General features: G+C 45.2%; 16 protein-coding genes and 1 other annotated feature. Of the genes, 13 read left to right on the forward strand and 3 right to left on the reverse strand.

Annotated elements, in window-relative coordinates:
* Window positions 1-53 precede the first annotated feature (53 nt).
* From ACYCS5_RS25005 to ACYCS5_RS25050, 10 genes are all read left to right on the forward strand, one after another.
* A complete protein-coding gene (locus tag ACYCS5_RS25005) occupies window positions 54-314 on the forward strand; it encodes a stage V sporulation protein S (protein ID WP_007430104.1) in 261 nt (86 codons plus the stop codon).
* A 122-nt stretch (window positions 315-436) separates the two neighbouring features.
* Window positions 437-1,528, forward strand: coding sequence for a dipeptidase (locus ACYCS5_RS25010; protein WP_459760265.1), 1,092 nt, complete (start codon window positions 437-439; stop codon window positions 1,526-1,528).
* Between the two features lie 177 nt (window positions 1,529-1,705).
* Window positions 1,706-2,794, forward strand: coding sequence for a low temperature requirement protein A (locus tag ACYCS5_RS25015; protein WP_459760266.1), 1,089 nt, complete (start codon window positions 1,706-1,708; stop codon window positions 2,792-2,794).
* A gap of 142 nt (window positions 2,795-2,936) precedes the next feature.
* Window positions 2,937-3,509, forward strand: coding sequence for a phosphate propanoyltransferase (gene pduL, locus ACYCS5_RS25020; RefSeq protein ID WP_013309962.1), 573 nt, complete (start codon window positions 2,937-2,939; stop codon window positions 3,507-3,509).
* 300 nt (window positions 3,510-3,809) lie between these two features.
* On the forward strand, window positions 3,810-5,363 hold the full coding sequence (gene miaB, locus ACYCS5_RS25025) for a tRNA (N6-isopentenyl adenosine(37)-C2)-methylthiotransferase MiaB (RefSeq protein WP_029517045.1): 1,554 nt from the start codon (window positions 3,810-3,812) through the stop codon (window positions 5,361-5,363).
* Window positions 5,364-5,443: 80 nt separating this feature from the next.
* Window positions 5,444-5,896 carry a YlbF/YmcA family competence regulator gene (locus ACYCS5_RS25030; protein WP_023988245.1) on the forward strand — a complete coding sequence of 151 codons (453 nt, stop codon included), beginning with the start codon at window positions 5,444-5,446 and terminating at the stop codon, window positions 5,894-5,896.
* Between the two features lie 122 nt (window positions 5,897-6,018).
* Window positions 6,019-6,441 (forward strand): PaaI family thioesterase, encoded by a 423-nt coding sequence (locus ACYCS5_RS25035; protein ID WP_029517046.1) that lies wholly within the window; start codon window positions 6,019-6,021, stop codon window positions 6,439-6,441.
* A gap of 65 nt (window positions 6,442-6,506) precedes the next feature.
* A complete protein-coding gene (locus ACYCS5_RS25040; RefSeq protein ID WP_023988247.1) occupies window positions 6,507-7,295 on the forward strand; it encodes an NUDIX domain-containing protein in 789 nt (262 codons plus the stop codon).
* Between the two features lie 66 nt (window positions 7,296-7,361).
* The gene (locus tag ACYCS5_RS25045; protein ID WP_029517047.1) at window positions 7,362-7,928 is read left to right on the forward strand and encodes a cysteine hydrolase family protein; all 567 of its coding nucleotides are present in this window, start codon (window positions 7,362-7,364) and stop codon (window positions 7,926-7,928) included.
* Window positions 7,929-8,046: 118 nt separating this feature from the next.
* Complete coding sequence (locus tag ACYCS5_RS25050) at window positions 8,047-9,510, forward strand: nicotinate phosphoribosyltransferase (protein ID WP_459760267.1); 1,464 nt, start codon at window positions 8,047-8,049, stop codon at window positions 9,508-9,510.
* 66 nt (window positions 9,511-9,576) lie between these two features.
* Here ACYCS5_RS25050 and ACYCS5_RS25055 read toward each other — a convergent pair whose 3' ends face one another.
* A complete protein-coding gene (locus tag ACYCS5_RS25055; RefSeq protein ID WP_029517048.1) occupies window positions 9,577-10,092 on the reverse strand; it encodes a MogA/MoaB family molybdenum cofactor biosynthesis protein in 516 nt (171 codons plus the stop codon).
* Between the two features lie 261 nt (window positions 10,093-10,353).
* Between ACYCS5_RS25055 and ACYCS5_RS25060 the strand changes: the two genes are divergently transcribed.
* From ACYCS5_RS25060 to ACYCS5_RS25070, 3 genes are all read left to right on the forward strand, one after another.
* A complete protein-coding gene (locus tag ACYCS5_RS25060) occupies window positions 10,354-10,683 on the forward strand; it encodes a four-helix bundle copper-binding protein (protein WP_165147526.1) in 330 nt (109 codons plus the stop codon).
* A gap of 77 nt (window positions 10,684-10,760) precedes the next feature.
* Window positions 10,761-11,017: a binding site (T-box leader), on the forward strand.
* Between the two features lie 62 nt (window positions 11,018-11,079).
* Window positions 11,080-12,810 (forward strand): arginine--tRNA ligase, encoded by a 1,731-nt coding sequence (gene argS, locus ACYCS5_RS25065; RefSeq protein ID WP_165147523.1) that lies wholly within the window; start codon window positions 11,080-11,082, stop codon window positions 12,808-12,810.
* Window positions 12,811-13,072: 262 nt separating this feature from the next.
* A complete protein-coding gene (locus ACYCS5_RS25070) occupies window positions 13,073-14,041 on the forward strand; it encodes an S-layer homology domain-containing protein (protein ID WP_459760268.1) in 969 nt (322 codons plus the stop codon).
* Between the two features lie 123 nt (window positions 14,042-14,164).
* Here the strand turns inward: ACYCS5_RS25070 and ACYCS5_RS25075 are convergent, their stop codons facing one another.
* Window positions 14,165-16,252, reverse strand: a complete 2,088-nt coding sequence (locus ACYCS5_RS25075; RefSeq protein ID WP_459760269.1) for an ABC transporter ATP-binding protein — start codon at window positions 16,250-16,252, stop codon at window positions 14,165-14,167.
* Entirely contained in the window at window positions 16,252-18,009 is a 1,758-nt protein-coding gene (locus tag ACYCS5_RS25080) for an ABC transporter ATP-binding protein (RefSeq protein WP_165147491.1), read from the reverse strand. The genes ACYCS5_RS25075 and ACYCS5_RS25080 overlap by 1 nt, the downstream gene beginning before the upstream one ends.
* Window positions 18,010-18,506 lie beyond the last annotated feature (497 nt).

The raw sequence follows: 18,506 nt of genomic DNA on the forward strand, positions 1-18,506 counted from the left end.
TAACATCTAATAGTGGAATCAAACCATCATCATTCCCAGGGGAGGTACTTACTATGGATGTATTAAAAGTATCAGCAAAATCCAATCCTAATTCAGTTGCAGGCGCACTCGCAGGAGTACTGCGTGAACGCGGAAATGCAGAATTACAGGCGATTGGAGCGGGTGCACTAAACCAAGCCATTAAAGCGGTAGCCATTGCCCGGGGATTTGTCGCACCAAGCGGAGTGGATTTGATTTGTATTCCTGCTTTTACAGACATTGTTATTGATGGAGAAGATCGGACTGCGATCAAATTGATTGTAGAGCCAAGATAATAAATGTAAGTTGCCTGAGCCTGTTTACGATTTGTAAACGGGCTTTTTTGCATTGTGAGTCTGTTACTATGATTTTTAAAATAAATTTGTGGTGCTTCAATCTATAAATGGAGGTAAGATGCATGAATGATAAGCTAAAAGTGAATTGGCCAGTTGTTGACTTTCATTGTGATGTGTTATGTAAAATGCAGCTCGATGCGCAGATCGATTTCAGTCATCCATCGCTTGATGTCACAAAAGAACGTTTGCTAGAAGGTAACGTGCAGTTGCAAACGTTTGCTATATATATTTCACAGGTATTAGGCACACCAAGATTTGAGCATGTGGTACGTCAAATTGAGCTGTTCAGGCAGCATGTTACCTCTATCTCCGGTGGGTTGAGACCATTGCTGTGGAAGGAAGACTTGGCAATGTGGAAAAATGCGTCCGCAGTGCATCAGGAGGAGCAAGTAAAGCAGGCAGGAGAAGAGAAGCGCACGGAAAAGATAACGTATTTGGATGGTAATGGGACGGATCATACATGGGCACCTTGGGCATTGCTCTCACTGGAGGGGGTAGATGCGCTGGAAGGGAACCCTTTTTATGCAGAATTGTGCTATGCCATGGGAATACGATTGATTGGGCTGACATGGAATTATGCGAACTGGGCAGCTGACGGCATTATGGAACATAGAGGTGGCGGGCTGACTAGCAAGGGGAGCGATTTGGTCAATCGCTGTAATGACCTGGGACTGCTGTTAGATGTGTCACATCTGTCCGTACAGGGCTTCTGGGAGGTGCTGGAGGAGGCTACTCTACCGCCCATCGCCTCGCATTCGAATGTCTTTGCGAGATGTGCTCATCCTCGTAATCTGCGGGATGAACAGATTCGTGCACTGATCGCCCGTAACGGACGGATTGGTTTGACCTTCGTCACCATGTTTCTCAAAGAGCAGGGTACAGTAACTGCTGAGGATATGCTACCGCATATTGAGCATATTTGTTCATTAGGGGGCGAAAGGCATTTGATGTTTGGCTCTGATTTTGACGGTATCGAGCACCATGTGCAAGGCTTGGAACACTCGGGGAAATATCCGGCTTTTGCAGAACTGCTGCTGAAGCATTACCCTGAGGAGCTAGTCAAAGGATGGCTGGGAGCTCATGCCCTGGAATACCTGCAAACGAATCTGCCTTCTAAAATGTCTTCTAAAATGTCTTCTAAAATGTCTTCTTAAATAGCTATTTAAGGAGATGTTTTGGCTGCGAACACTCTTGACAAAGCGAGAACGATTACGAAATAATGAGAAGTATCTTATATTTTAAGTAATATTTGCAGAAATACGGCAGACAATGGAGCGAGACTGATGGTGCACCATGCTGCACCGCTATACCAGAGGGGGCTCCATTACACAATGTTAATAAAAAAGGTTACCTGGCTTGAACTCTTTTATGACTTACTATTCGTAGCTGCTGTCTCTAAGGCCACTCATGTTTTACTACATGTTGAGCATGGTAGTATCTCGTGGGAACATATGGAGAAGTTCATTATGATTTTTATCCCGATATGGTGGGCTTGGGTGGGGCAAACTGTCTACAACAACCGTTTTGGTCAAGACAGTATAACGCATCGAATCTTTATGATCCTGCAATTGTTTTTCGTGTTAATCATGACTGCCAGTTTGAATATAGATTTTGATGCGTATTATGTATCTTTTTTTGTTGGCTATATTGGGTTAAGAGGTTTAACTGTCGTTCAATATTTACTTTCGGCGCCCAAAGAAACGGCTCATAAACAGGAAACAACTCGTTTTTTCGGAACCTATTTTTGGATTGGAATAGTCATCTCTAGTTTCTCCCTTTTCTTTGACTCTTGGGTTCGATATTTGATTTTATATACCGGTATAGCTGTTGATATCCTCGTTCCTTTGATTGGTCGTAAAAAGTTGGTGATCACACCAATCCATACGGAGCATCTTTTAGAACGATTTGCACAGTTCACCTTAATTCTGCTTGGCGAATCTGTGATAAGTATGCTTTCTGTTTTACAATCCGATCATTTTACGGTTTCTTCCGTTGTATTTGCCGCTTTGGCTTTTATATTAGTCATCGCAATCTGGTGGCAATATTTTGAGAATATGGAGAAGCGCGTAGATAAATCAAAACAATCAGCAGGACAGACTATTATTTATGGTCATTTGTTTATTTATCTTTCCCTTAGCATGCTAGCTGCTTCGATTCAGCTCTTGTTTTTGGGACAAGTAGACTATATCTTTGTGCTTTGCTTTACCTTTGCTTCTGTTTTTATTTACTTTTTGTCGGTTTTACTGGTATTTCATCAGTACAGATTAAGTCATCTTAAACCCCGTCTCAGAGTCATTTTTTTCTTAACTGGAATACTCTGTGTCCTGTTTATCCTTAATATATTTATTGTCGTCCCCCCTCATCTCATTGTAGCTGAAATCATGCTTTTCTTTCTCCTGTTCGCTAAAACGACGATTTGATCTGATTTATAGGGATGATATTTAACGATGATTGGGGCGAAAAAGGGAACTTTATACGCTCTTCTTTTCTTTCTTGGCAAAATAGGAGTATAATAGCATGGATGTGTAAAGTATTGTATAGAGAAAAAGGAGTGACCACACGATGAGTAAAATCGTACCTGTCGGCGTTTCCGCCCGTCATATTCACCTGACTCAAGAGCATATTGAAATTTTGTTCGGAGCAGGCTATCAATTAACCGAATTTAAACCTTTGTCCCAACCAGGACAATTTGCCGCAAATGAAACGGTAGCTGTAATTGGTTCTAAGGGCCAATTTGATAAGGTTCGCATTTTGGGACCTGCTCGTCCCGCTTCCCAGTTGGAAATTTCTCGCACTGATTCCTTTGCTATTGGTGTAAAAGCACCTGTACGCGAATCGGGTAGCATTGATGGTACACCAGGAATCACAGTAAAAGGACCAGCTGGTGAAGTGGAACTGCAAGAAGGCGTGATTGTAGCAGCCCGCCATATTCATTTCCATACATCTGATGCAGCTAAATGGGACATTAAGGACAAGCAGTTGCTGAAAGTACGTGTTGGCGGCGAACGTGGTCTTGTATTTGAAAATGTTCTTGCACGTGTGTCCGATTCTTTTGCTTTGGATATGCACATTGATACAGATGAAGCGAACGGTGCCGGTGTGAAAAACGGTGACAACGCTGAAATCGTAGACTAATATACACGATTTAAATGCCGGAAGGCTTAAAGAGTCCGATTCTTGCAAAAGAATCGGGCTTTTTACATACTATATAATTCACAAATACTTCACTTATGTACAAAAAGAACATGAGTTCACTTTGCACTCAATGGTATCTGCGGTTGATCTATGGCGATGGCCTATAAATCATGCTATAATTTAGTGTAATGCCTTTTTTAAAGGTTTTTTTAGAACTTAAAATAAATTTACCCATGCCTAAAGATACAGTAAAATCACAAATTAGCTCGTGAAATAGATGGTGTAAGGAGTGACTAAGGAATGGAAAAGAAAACAAAAGATTACTCCAAATATTTTGATTTCTCGGATGCGAAGATTATTTCTGAAGATGAGCATAGCAAAAAGATCCGTATTCGCGGACGTGAAATCAACATTATGGCGGAGCCGAACCATAGAAAAGAAAAGCAACGCGGTAAAGAGGATGTACAGGTATTATATGATAACGCAGTCCCGGATGAGCTAAAGCATATCGGTGAGGGAAAGCATTACATCGTATACACATTTGGTTGCCAAATGAACGAGCATGATTCCGAAACCATAAAAGGTTTGCTGGAGCAAATGGGCTACCAATCAACCGAGGATCGGAAGGAAGCAGACATCATTTTACTAAACACTTGTGCTATCCGTGAAAATGCGGAGGATAAAGTGTTTGGCGAGCTGGGTCACCTCAAGCATCTCAAAACAGAAAAGCCAGGACTGCTGCTCGGCGTGTGTGGCTGCATGTCACAGGAAGAGAACGTCGTTAACCGGATTATGCAAAAACACGGTTTTGTCGATATGATTTTTGGTACCCATAATATTCATCGTCTGCCTCAGCTCGTCAAGGAAGCACTCTTTAGCAAAGAAATGGTGGTCGAAGTGTGGTCTAAGGAAGGCGACATTATCGAAAACTTGCCGAAGAAGCGCGAGGGTATGCGGGCTTGGGTGAACATTATGTACGGCTGTGATAAATTTTGCACCTATTGCATTGTTCCCTTTACACGTGGTAAGGAAAGAAGCCGTCGTCCAGAGGATGTTATCGCTGAAGTACGGGATTTGGCACGTCAAGGTTTTAAAGAAATCACCTTACTGGGGCAGAATGTTAACGCTTATGGTAAGGATTTGAAAGATTTGAATTACAGATTCGGGGATCTGATGGATGATATGCGCAAAATCAATATCCCGCGTGTACGTTTTACAACATCACATCCACGTGATTTTGATGACCATTTGGTAGAAGTGCTCGGTAAGGGTGGTAATTTGGTGGAGCATATCCATCTGCCTGTTCAATCCGGTAATACGGATATATTGAAGAAAATGAACCGAAAATATACCCGTGAGCGTGTTCTGGAACTGGCAGCGAAGATTAAAGCAGCTGTTCCGCATGTTTCTCTGACAACGGATATCATTGTAGGTTTCCCGGGCGAAACAGACGAGCAGTTTGAAGATACTCTATCTTTGGTGCGCGAGGTCGGCTATGACTTTGCCTACACATTCATTTATTCACCACGTGAAGGTACGCCAGCTGCTTCGATGGAAGATAATGTGCCTATGTCGGTCAAAAAAGAGCGTCTCCGGCGTCTGAACATTGCGGTGAACCAAAACAGCCTTCGCTTTAATAGTCGATTGCGTGGCGAAGTGGTTGAAGTGTTGGTGGAAGGCGAGAGCAAAAATGACAGCAAAGTGCTTGCCGGTCGGACCCGTTCCAATAAGCTTGTACATTTTGAGGGTTCTCAGGACCTGATTGGTTCCTTTGTTCAAGTGAAAATTACGGAACCTATGACCTTTTACATCAAAGGTGATCTGGTTGAAACGGCTGTAGCAGTTAACGGATAAAAGAATATTCTAGCGGGTTGCATGCGGTCTGAGTAAGGTTGTGTGCAGGGCCGTCTAAGTGAGAAAAGGAGCGATGGACAATGACAGAGGAGCGGTTGCAACAAACAGAACTTCAATCGGCGGCGCGCCAGCATGATCATTTGGTCAATCGCGAAATGATATTGGCAAAAGCCAAAGAATTAGCAGGTATTTTGGGTAGCAGTGAGGAAGTACAGGTATTCCGGAAAGCAGAAGAAAAGATTCAGGATCATGGGCGCATTCAGCAACTGATTGCAACGATGAAAAAGAAGCAAAAGGAAATTGTTGCATTTGAATCCTTAAAAAATCAAAAAATGATTGCCAAAATAGAGGCCGAGCTACAGGAGCTACAGGAAGAACTTGATGGTATTCCAATTGTAACGGAGTTTCAGCAGAGTCAGGTGGAAATTAATGAGCTACTGCAAATGGTGATCATGGCGATTCGTGATACCGTTGCTGAGAAGGTGAACGTTGAAGAGGGAAAAAGTACTTCCTCGTCGAATTGCAGTGATTAGAATGAAATTTATGGTGTGGAGGCGTAGCTTCCACGCCTTTTTTTCGAAAGCAATTTGCCATCGTATATATTTATAAGACATCAAGAGAAATGGGACAACATAGAAGGGATGGAAGCAAGGGAATGGATAAGTTCGGTAAGATGCTAGAGGGCGAAAATAATACTTTTTGGGAGTATTTAGGGTGTGAGCTGATTGCAGCTGATGCAAACGAGGTACAGATCGCTTTGGAAGCCAAACAAGAGCATACCAATGTGATGGGTATTGTCCATGGGGGTGTGCTTACTTCATTGATGGATCAGGCGATGGGGATGGTCAGTATGGCTTCACGAAATATGGATCCATGTGTAACGACGAACCTGAATGTTCATTTCTTGTCAGCCATGAGGCAAGGCCGACTGGAGGTTAGGGCGCGGATTCTTCATCAGGGAGGTCGGACTATAACCACTGAGGCGGAAGTAAGGGATAGTGAAGGCACACTTGGGTCTACATCTACAGCAACCTTCCGAGTATTACGTACACAAGCAAGTGATTCAGGTAAGGCCTGACGCTTGACAAAAATTTTTATTATGTCATAATGAATTTATCAAAACGATATAATATGGTGATGCCAATGGATAGCAATCGTATAAACGAAGAGGCGCAAAAGGCGTCGTATAACATTAAGAAATACCGCACTCCAGATGGAGCTCCGGCGGATATCGTTATGTTTACCTTAACGAAGCGGGAGCGCAAGACGGTAACAAAGACATTGCCGATTCGGGAGCTGAAAGTGATGCTCATCAAGCGCCGCAGTTGGCCGTTTGCAGGACGCTGGGCGTTGCCTGGAGGGTTTTGTCAGGAAGATGAATCCATGTATGGAGCTGCCAAGCGGGAACTGTTAGAGGAAACGGGTGTGGACGGCGGGCATCTGGAGTATTTGGGTGTATATAGTGGACCGGGACGTGATCCGCGCGGCTGGATCATATCGCATGCATTTTTTGCGCTGGTAGAAGAATGGATGTTGGAACAGCGTCAGGCGGCCGATGATGCTTCCGAGGTGGGGCTATTCACAATCCGCGAAGCGTTGGAGGAATTGGAGCTGGCATTTGATCACCGGGATATCATAGTAGATGCTTATCGCAAAATTCAGTTGCAGATGCTTCAGACGACGATCGCCAAGCAGTTTTTACCGCTACATTTTACACTGGGTGAATTATATCAGGTGATACAGAGTGTCGTACCGGACTTCGAAGAGCCAAACTTTATTCGCAAAATAACATCGACTCGTAGCAGACAGGGAATTCTGGAAGAGGTGCGTGATGAGAACGGCAAACCGCTCAGTTCCAACCAGTATTCACAAAGACCGGCACAGTTGTACCGTTTTAGTGACAGAGTACCGCGTTTATCTATCTACACGTAACGTCTAATGTAATAGGTACGCATAGAACGTACAATTTCACTTTGAGGATAAGGAGCTGACCGTACGATGCAGGCACTAATTGTGATTGATTACACGAAAGATTTTGTGGATGGTAGTTTGCCTGTAGGACAACCTGCGATTGAGTTGGATGAACGGATCGCAGCAATTACGCAGGCATATGTAGATCAAGGGGACTTTGTCGTCATGGCTGTGGATTTGCATGAGGAGAACGACCTTTATCACCCAGAGAGCAAGCTGTTTCCTCCGCATAATATACGTGGAACCAACGGACGACATTTGTATGGCAAGCTTCATAGCCTCTATGAGCAACAAAGTGATCTTATCTACTGGTTGGATAAAACACGGTATAGTGCTTTTGCGGGCACAGATCTGGAACTCAGGCTGCGTGAACGTGGTATTGTGGAAGTTCATCTGATTGGTGTATGTACGGATATATGTGTACTGCATACGGCTGTAGATGCTTATAACAAAGGTTTTGCTATTACTGTATACAAGGACGCTGTGGCGAGCTTTAATCAAGCTGGACATGATTGGGCTTTGGGTCATTTTGAGGGAAGTCTTGGAGCCGCGGTACGATCGGCTGAGGATACGGTTTTACGCCAGAAGAAGTAAAATAACTTAACGATTGTGCACCAATGTCCGATAACAAAATGGAGCCGGATATTGCTGAATCTGGACAGATGAGGCGGTAGCGCCACAAACCTGGAGACAGTCAGAGAGGATGATTACAATGCAGTCAACGAGCCTCGCATTACATACAGATAAATATCAGATTAATATGATGTACGCCCACTGGGTGAACGGAAGTCACCAGCGTAAAGCTGTGTTCGAGGCGTATTTTCGTAAACTCCCTTTTGGTAATGGATATGCCGTGTTCGCGGGTCTGGAACGCATTGTGAATTATATTTCAAATTTGCGGTTTACAGAAGAGGACATTCGCTACCTGTCTGAACAGGAGGAGAAGTACGATCCCATGTTCATGGAGGCGCTTCGCCAGTTTGAGTTTGGTGGAACGGTCCATTCGATGAAAGAAGGGGCCCTTGTTTTTCCCAACGAGCCTCTGGTACGTGTTGAAGGAACGATTATGGAAACGCAGCTTGTCGAAACGGCATTGCTGAATTTTATGAACTATCAGACACTCATTGCGACAAAGGCATCGCGCATCAAGCAGGTGGCAAGTGATGATACACTGCTCGAATTTGGAACACGGCGTGCGCAGGAAGCAGATGCAGCGATTTGGGGAGCACGAGCAGCTTATGTGGCTGGTTTTGACGCGACTTCTAATATGCTGGCAGGCGAACATTTTGGAATCCCGACGAAGGGGACACATGCCCATTCATGGGTGCAGACCTTTATGACGGAGCAGGAGGCGTTTGACGTGTATGCGAAAGTATTGCCAGATCAGGTTACACTGCTGGTAGACACCTTTGACACGCTGGAAAGCGGTGTTCCTCATGCGATTCGGACAGCAAAAATGCTGGAGAGTCAGGGTAAGCGTATGAATGCAATTCGTCTGGATAGCGGTGACTTGGCTTATCTATCCATTCAGGCGCGGGAAATGCTCGATGCTGAAGGTTTGGATTACGTACAAATTGTAGCTTCCAATGATTTGGATGAAAATACGATTTTTAACCTGAAAGCCCAAGGGGCACGTATTGATGTATGGGGTGTAGGAACACAGCTTATTACGGCTTCAGATCAACCATCGCTTGGCGGGGTATACAAGCTAGTTGAACGTGAAGTGGATGGCGAAATGTTGCCGACGATCAAGATCTCGGGGAATCCAGAAAAAGTATCCACACCAGGCAAAAAGGATGTATATCGCATTGTGGATAAGAAGAAAGGGAGAGCTGTAGCCGATTATATTTCTTTTCCGGATGAAGAGCGTCCGCGTAATGGTAAGCGCCTGAAGCTGTTTAACCCTTTGCATCCGTATATGAAGAAGTATGTAGAAAATTACGAAGCCGTGCCGATGCTTGAGCCTATTTTTATAGATGGACAGAAGGTATATGAGCTTCCCGAGCTGGATGAAATTCGAGCCTACCATACTTCACAGTTAAAACTGTTCTGGCCAGAATATTTGCGGAAGCTGAACCCTGAAATTTATCGTGTAAATCTGAGCGAGAAGGTATGGGAGCTAAAGCAAAAGCTGATCGACAGTTATATGCAGCCCGAAGTTGAAGAAAAAGAATAGTTGGAAGAGGCACCTCATGAATGCATGGGGTGCCTCTTTGTGTTGGAGCATGTAGGAAATAGGAGCTTATTTATAAATTTCTCTCATCACATGTCGTAGCTCAGGGACAATAATGCGTTCCATTGCCAAACGAACGGCTCCGCGTGAACCAGGCATAGAAAATACAGCTGTCTGGCCCACAGTGCCAGCTACAGCCCGGCTTAAGATAGCTGCTGAACCAATGTCCTCAGCAAAGCTTAAATAACGGAAGATTTCCCCAAAGCCAGGTAGTTCCTTATCCAGTAGAGAAGAGACAGCTTCATATGTAGTATCACGTGGAGAAATACCGGTACCACCTGTCAAAAGAACAGCCTCGATGTCATCCTGTGCCGCTGCTTCGGATACTAACTGCTGAATACCTTCGTAGTCATCCTTGACGATGACATATCGAACAACTGTATATCCATTGGTTTCTAGTAGATCCATGAGCAGTCGTCCCCCAGTATCTGTTTCCACGGTGCGTGTGTCCGAGACAGTCACGACCATGCAATTCACTTGTTGGGGGGATTCCTGACGGTGTTCCTCTACAGAAGACATATTCATTAAAATGTTCACTCCTTGATCGGCGGTTAGACATACACTTTTTACAATAGAGCAATGACTGAGCGTATGCAAGTCAGAAACAGGGGCTAAAAATCTATGTGATTAATATCCTTGCATTTGCACACTGGAATATAGTACACTTCCTTACATAAGTCGGGATTATATTGTTTTGTTTTATTGAAAGCGCGCACATCAAATGGTTAACCTCAAGGGACAGCGGGTAATAGTACAGCAGGGTCAACAACTGGGAGGTAATGTAATATGAATCATTCATACCAACAATGCGTGGATGCTTGCCTGGAATGTATGAACGCTTGCAATGTATGTTACGTAGCGAGTTTGAAGGAATATGATTTAGCTATGCTGCGTGAATGTATTCGAGTGAGTAGGGAATGTGCAGAAATATGCGGATTTGCTGCCCAAATGCTGCAGCGTGGAACGGATTTTGCCGAGCAAATCTGTGAGCTGTGCGCCAACGCCTGTGAGGTATGTGCTGCTGAATGCAGCAAGCATTCCCATGATCATTGTAAACATTGTGCAGAAGCCTGCCGTCGTTGCGTTCAGGCATGCCGCCAATTGGTGGCAGTGTAATTACATATATGGAACTAGTGCCTGAAGAGGAAATAATAGGTTGCTTTCTACTGAATAGGTTTGTATAATGAATGGAATTAACGTCACGGAACGGGAGAGTAGCAGCTGAGCCGTATCATTACAGCGAGCCGGAAGAGGTGGAAGCCGGTATGAGGTCCGATGTGAAGCGCACCCGGGAGACGGTTGATCCAACGAGCAGAACTTCTAGTAGATCAGCCCGGCAGACACCGTTATTAGTCATTGGAGTGAAATCGCGATTTGTGTAGTTAGCTTTAGCTGCACAACCGATTTACGAAGAGTGGTACCGCGGGATATTGAAGTTCTCGTCTCTTGAATGATTTCAAGAGGCGGGGGCTTTTTTTGTTAGATTCTATAAAAAGAAGGAGAGAGATCATCATGTTAATGAGGATTGCTGCTCAAGCGATATTAGCCCATACGGGCTTGGAGGAGAAAGAAATTTTATCTTTATTTGAGGTGCCTCCGCAGCCTGAATGGGGAGATGTGGCGTTTCCCTGTTTTATGCTGGCTAAAAAGTTTCGAAAGTCTCCGCAGCACATTGCACTGGAATTGGCGGAACTAGTAGGCCATAAAGAAGGTTTAACCGCTTCAGCATCGGGTGCCTATGTAAACATAACCTTGGATCGATCGGTTCATATTCCGCTTATGCTTGCTGAATTGAGCAAGGCTGATTTCCTCAGGCCTAATATCGGGAACGGGCAGCGGGTAGTTATTGATATGTCCTCGCCTAATATTGCCAAACCGTTTGGTATCGGTCATCTTCGCTCTACGGTTATCGGTGCTGCCTTGTATCGCATACTTGGTGAAACAGGTTATGTACCTATTAGTGTGAATCATCTTGGGGATTGGGGAACACAGTTTGGTAAGCAAATTGCGGCCTATAAAAGATGGGGAAATGAGGAGCAGTTACAACATGATCCGATTGGTGAATCGCTAAAGCTATATGTGCGTTTTCATCAGGAGGCCGATCATGATCCGACTTTGGAGGATGAAGGGCGCGAGTGGTTCCGACGTTTGGAACATGGGGATGCGGAGGCTCGACAACTATGGGAGTTTTTTGTTGAAATCAGTCTGGGTGAATTTGATCGTATGTACCAGCGTCTAAACATTACATTTGACCATGTGCTGGGAGAAAGTTTTTACAATGATAAGATGCAGGCAGTTATTGATCATTTAAGAGCAAAAGGATTGTTGGAGGAAAGTGATGGGGCGCTCGTAGTTCGCCTGGAAGACGAGGAACTGCCTCCGTGTCTTATTCTGAAAAAGGATGGAACCACCATTTATCCGACACGTGATCTGGCAACAGCGATTTATCGTCATGAAGTGATGAAGGCTGATCGGTTGCTGTACGTCGTTGGTGGAGAACAGAAGTTGCATTTCCAGCAGGTGTTTGCGGTGCTGAAGCATGCAGGGGAGGCATGGGCGGAGCAATGTGAGCATGTGCCGTTTGGATTAATGCGGTTTGCGGGTAAGAAAATGTCCACAAGACGTGGCAAGGTTGTGAAGCTGGAGGAGGTGCTGGATGAAGCTGTAGCGCGTGCTCAAGGCATCATTACTCAGAAGAACCCTGGTTTACAGGAACAACAGGCAATAGCGGAGGACGTTGGCATCGGGGCGATTATTTTTGGTGATTTAAAAAACAACCGACTGAATGAAGTGGACTTTTCGTTGGAGGAGGCGCTGACCTTTGAAGGCGAGACCGGGCCTTATGTGCAGTATACTCATGCGCGCATACGCAGCCTTCTGGAGAAAGCTCACGCTCGCGCCGATGTTGATGTTAATACTAACCCTAGCGACAATGACCTTTTCCAAGATAGCCATTCTCATGATTTGAATGACGTATCGGATGAAATATTGGGTGACGCAGGTTGGGCGCTGCTTAAGCAATTGGGTCGCTATCACGGTCAACTGATACGAGCGGCTCGCCAACTAGAGCCTTCGGTAATTGCGAGATTTGCATTGGATACGGCCCAGGCGTTTAACCGGTTTTACGCCAAGGAAAGGATTGTCGATGGTGGACAATGGCGTATTCAGTTGGCGGAACAAACTGCCGATATTCTGGCATGCGCGCTGCAACTTCTTGGTCTGAAAGCACCGAATCGGATGTAAGCAAAGCGAACGAAGGGAGCGAGTTTTTGCTGGCGGGATGACTGCTACCCATACCTGGCTCTTCCAAAGGAATACTGTAAAAGATTAATCTGTTGCAGCCACTTTTGGGTATGCATAAATGTTGTGAGCAGAAAAGAGTTAGACGGGTACACTAATCGCAGGAATTCCACTGTTTTGCAACCAATTTGTGTATATTTGAAACATTTGATGATTCTATTGCGTCGGTAAGTATAGAAGCAAAGTAAACATGGAGGTGTATCTCATGAAAAAGAACAAAAGTGTGACAGCTGCCCTGCTTGTCGTCTGCTCATTGGCAGTGGCTACGTCGGCTTCTGCTTTTCTGGATATAAAGGGAGCTGAACAGGAGAAGATCGTAAACTCACTTCAGGACAAAGGAATTATTCAAGGAATAACCAAGGATAAATTTGCACCGAATCAAACGCTCACGTATGCACAAGGAGTACACTTGGTTGTTCGTGCAATGGATCTTCAGGTAATGCCTGATTTCACAACGGGTTCCTTTGCAAACATTCCGGCTTCCGCATGGTATGCCCAGTCCTATCGGATTGCAGCCCAACACCAAATCCCTTTGTCACCAGATATTGATCCAAGCACCCGTATGACAAGAGAACAATTTGCGAATATTTTGTATAAAGCAGTGAGTGCAACGGGTGAATATCCAACTGTTCGTATGTACATTAATGTAGCGGATGGCAAAAAACTAGACCAGGAATCTAACGCAGCAGTTCAATTCTTGCTATTGACCAAAATTGCAAAATTGGACGAACAGAGCAACTTTAACCCGGATCGTAAAGTAACGCGGATGGAGGCAGCAGAAATGGTCTATAACGCATCCGAATTTGTGCAAAATCATAAACCAGTTGAATCCACTCCTGAAAATCCGGTTGAGCCTGCAGATCCGGTTCAACAAAATAACATTAGTATGAGTATAGAGAAGGCGAATGACCAGCAGAACAAAGTGACAATTACTCGTTTGCAGGCACCTAATCCAGGTTACGGCATTGAAGTGGATCACATCGACTACGTAGATGATACAAATGCAGTAATTTACTACAAGTTGACTAGTCCAAAGCCAGGGGAAATGAACATTCAGGTCATTACGGATACCCATACAAGTACATTGGTAGACAGCAAGTATAAGGTTACGCTCAAAGCGATAGATGGAACAGTGCTTCCGCCCACAGGAACAGGCACATCTGTAGCTAAATAAAATTACAAGCCATATGTTATAGATATAAATAAAACCAGCGAGCCTCCAATGTGTAGGGAGACTTGCTGGTTTTTTTCATGCCAAATGTTCATCGTTAGCCCTAAGCAATAGGGCATTCAAGCTTTAAATGCTGACTTTGCCAGTAAGTAAGTCATTTTGCGCAGGAGGCGTAGCAGAGATTGAATCTGATTCTGTTGCAACTGTTCCCGACTGGAGCTGATACATTTGGAAGTAACGCCCGCCTTGTGCCATAAGCTCGTCATGGCTACCCCGTTCAACAATTTCACCCCGATGCAGCACCAAAATTTGGTCCGCACTGCGAATGGTGGACAAACGGTGAGCAATGATAAAGGTCGTACGTCCCTTCTTGAGTACCTCAAGAGCGGATTGGATGAGCGCTTCTGTTTCGGTGTCAATATTGGCAGTAGCTTCATCCAGAATTAAAATTGCGGGATCAAAGGCTAGTGCACGAGCGAAGGAAATAAGCTGGCGTTGCCCGGCTGATAAGGTGCTGCCTTTCTCAATAACGGGCTCATCGAATCCTTGCGGCAAATGGGCCAACAGTTTGTCGGCTCCAACATCATGCAGCGCTTTATTCACCTGTTCTCTCGTGATTCGGCTGTCTCCGAGACTGACATTGGAGGCTACCGTACCTGTGAACAAATATGGATCTTGAAGAACAATACCCATATGATGACGAAGCCATTGCTTAGGGATGTCTTTGACAGACGTTCCGTCAATGGTGATCGTTCCTTTTTGCGGATCATAGAACCGGAATAGCAGGTTGATAATCGAACTTTTGCCTGATCCGGTATGTCCGACAAGGGCAACCGTTTGGCCGGGCTGTGCTGTAAAGGAAATATGTTTAAGTACATCATCCTTTTTGTAGGCAAAGGAAACGTCGTTAAACTCTACCTGGCCTTTGTAGCGCGGCATCATGCCGTCGGTCACCGGCTCTCCAGTTTCGTCCATCAACTCAAATACGCGTCCTGAGGATACGATGGAAGTATCCAGTACAGCGAGTTGGTTGACCATACCCGTCATAGGTTGGAACAGTCGACCCAGCACATCGACGAAGGCATACAATACGCCTAGTGAAACAGCACTACCTGTAGTGCCAAGCGCCTCAGATCCGAAATACCACAACACGACGGCAAAGGCGAGATTTCTCAACACGTTGACTAAATTGTGCGAAGTGAAGGCGTTCAAATTCAACATTTTATTCTGATGCTTCATGTAGTCATCATTCAATTCTTCAAACTCTTGCTGCGTTTGTTTCTGGTGCCGGAATACGCGAATAATGGACATCCCTTGAATCGATTCATTGATAATCGCATTAATCTCACTGAGTCTGGACCGAATGATCGTATTATAGCGGGTGGCGACCTTGCGGTACAATACAATCCACAAGATCAGTAACGGTACAATAAACAGTGAGATAAGACCCAGTCTGAAGTCCAGCAGAAAGAGTGCAACATATACCCCTGCCATCGTTACAATCCCTGAAGTGAAATTTGACAGCACAGCCACAAACAAATCTTTGACTGCCTCAGTGTCATTCGTAACACGGGATACGACCTTGCCTGCAGGCAAGTTATCAAAAAAGTAAACTGGCAACCGCTGGATGTGCGCGTAGAGATCAAGCCGAAGCTTTTGAATGACCTTGTTCGCCGAGGATTGCAGCCAGTATGTTTTGCCGAATTCAGCAAAAATGGAAATAACCAGGAAGAAGCAATACCAACCAATCAGTTGAAAGATACCGGGCATTTCCGGTTTGTAAAAGCTATACAGTTCATCAGCTGTCAGAGCCTTGGCTTCATAGCGAAAGGTGTCGGAGCCACGTGTCACAGTCAGCGTTCCGTTCGTAAAGGAGCGATTACCGTCAGCCACTTGAACCGAGCCATCCACAAATACGAAAGATTTTCCAACTTGTAAAATTCTCGCTTCGCGACCTTTAGTCTCCCCGGACTCAAAGCGATCTTCACGCTTAAAGTGGGTTCCCGCATAGCTTACAGTGCCGTCGTCCACACGAGTTGTTTCATAAAATGGTTTTTCAATAGCGAGCATATGGTCGTCGATCATCGTTTTGGCGATGAAGGGACCAGCCAGCTCGGCGGCTACTCCGATAGCCAAAGCGATGAGAGCGGCGATAAAGCCTGCTTTGCTCGTCAGTGCGTACTGGAATAGCCTTTTGCCGATATTGGGTTTCATTAGGATACCTCCCCTGAGGTCAGATCAGATTCCACTTGTTGCCGTTCATACTGTTGTCGGTACCATCCGTCAGTATGAAGCAGCTCGCTGTGGGTTCCTTCCTCAATAATGCGTCCTTGCTCCAACACGACGATCCGGTCTGCATGTTCTACAGCGGAGAGGCGGTGGGTAGAGATCAGAGTCGTTTTACCTGAGCGCTTGCGTCGGATATTGTCAATAATTCTAGCTTCCGTCCGGGCATCTACTGCAGACAGTGCATCGTCGAGCAATAGAATATCCGGGTCACCGATAAAGGCGCGTGCCAGCGAAACGCGCTGCTTCTGGCCGCCAGACAGGGCGATACCTTTTTCTCCGACCAGTGTATCCAGCCCGTCAGACAGGGTACCTAAATCCTGATCGAAGGCAGCAGTACGGATTGCTTCCATAATGTCGTCATCATCTGCATGAGGTTTCCCGAATTGAATGTTCTCGCGCACTGATTTGGAAAACAAAATTTGCTCTTGCGGCACGTAGCCGATCCAGCTGTGTAGTTGTTCTACTGCAATGTCCTCCAAACGTATGTCGGAGATTAAAATATCACCGCTACCTGTTGGATATTCATGCAGTAGCTGTTTGAGTAGAGTGGATTTACCGCTGCCGGTTCTACCGACGACACCTAGCGTTTCTCCGCGTTTGAGCTCCAGACTCACATGTGACAGATTGTCAATAGTAGAGGTTGGGTAACGGAAGGTAACGTCTTTCATCCTGATGGATTCGAGGCGGTCCACTGGAACAGGTTGAGCGGCATCCTGAACGTCTGGCTGGACATCGAGAGTTTCATTGACCCGGTCCAGTGAAGCGCTACCGCGCTGCATAATGTTAATCAGCTCTCCAATGGCAAACATCGGCCAAATCATCATTCCTAGATACATATTAAAGGAGACCAATTCGCCTAGCGTGATATCGTTATGAAATACCAGATAAATACCATACCCGAGTCCAATGACGTAGCTAAGTCCTACACATAAACGGATTGTTGGTTCAAAGAGGGCATCCATCCGGGCGACAGCCAGATTTTTACGAAATACATCGTCAGTAATATCAGCGAAACGCTTTTCGTCCATTCGCTCTTGCACATAGGCGCGAATGACCCGGATACCAGCCACGGATTCCAACACCTGATCGTTCATATCACCAAATGCATCTTGTGCCAGTGTGTAACGCTCATGAACGGCTTTACCGTAAATGCTCATAGCCAGTGCAATAAAAGGTAGGGGCAGGATAGCTGCCAGTGTCAGCTTCCAACTGATTAGGGTGCCCATGGCAACTAATACCACGCTCAGATAGACCGTAGAGTCTGTCAGTGTCAGCATGCCGAAGCCCGCTGTACTTGCTACGGAGCGAAGGTCGTTCGTAGCACGAGCCATCAGATCGCCAGTGCGATTACGTTCAAAAAATGGAGGGGTCATCCGCAGCAGATGATTCATAAAGCGTGTGCGCAGTAAGCGCTCCACCAGATTGGCACCACCAAACAGCTTGTGCATCCATATGTACGTAATGTAGTAAATGACGGCTAGAATGCCTATGATGTACAAAATATAATGCCAAAGTGAGGACCAGGAAATCGAACCGCGCACAATTTCATCAATGGCACTACCTAGCAGCCGAGGTGGAGCAAGCTCCAGTACACCAACAGCTATCAGCAAAAACAGTCCAATGGAGTATCGGCTTCGTTCTCTTTTAAAAAACCAGCTTAAATTTTTAAGTACTGAAAACAAGAGGAATCCCATCCTTTCATGACAAGTTCATTCGAGAGTTGTGTACCATTTTGAAGAAACAACAGGGCTTGCTGCCACAAGTATGATCCGACAACAGGCGCAAAAAAGGCATACCGTCCGCAGACGATATGCCTTAAATCTCAATATCATATGGCGCGCAGGTATTTTCAGCACACTCACCACTGAAAAACTGCTCAAACGCAGGCAGCCACTCGTATTAAACCATACAACATGAATGGCCCAATTCTGAAGGATGCGACAGGGGAGATGCTCCGGTATGAAGTTGTTGTGTTTGTAGATGTGGGTAAAATGCAATAGGAAATTTTAGCACCGGTAACACTCCTTTCTTCCTCAAAATGGGTTCATTCTAACATGAGTAATCGTTCAAATTGGTAATAAATTTCAAAATGGATCTCGTATGGTTGAATCTTAACACCCTTTTTTGCGAATTGTCAAACCTTTTTCAAAAAAATGTATATGGCTTGTCCAAAAAACTG

The sequence above is a fragment of the Paenibacillus sp. SEL3 genome (assembly GCF_054602585.1).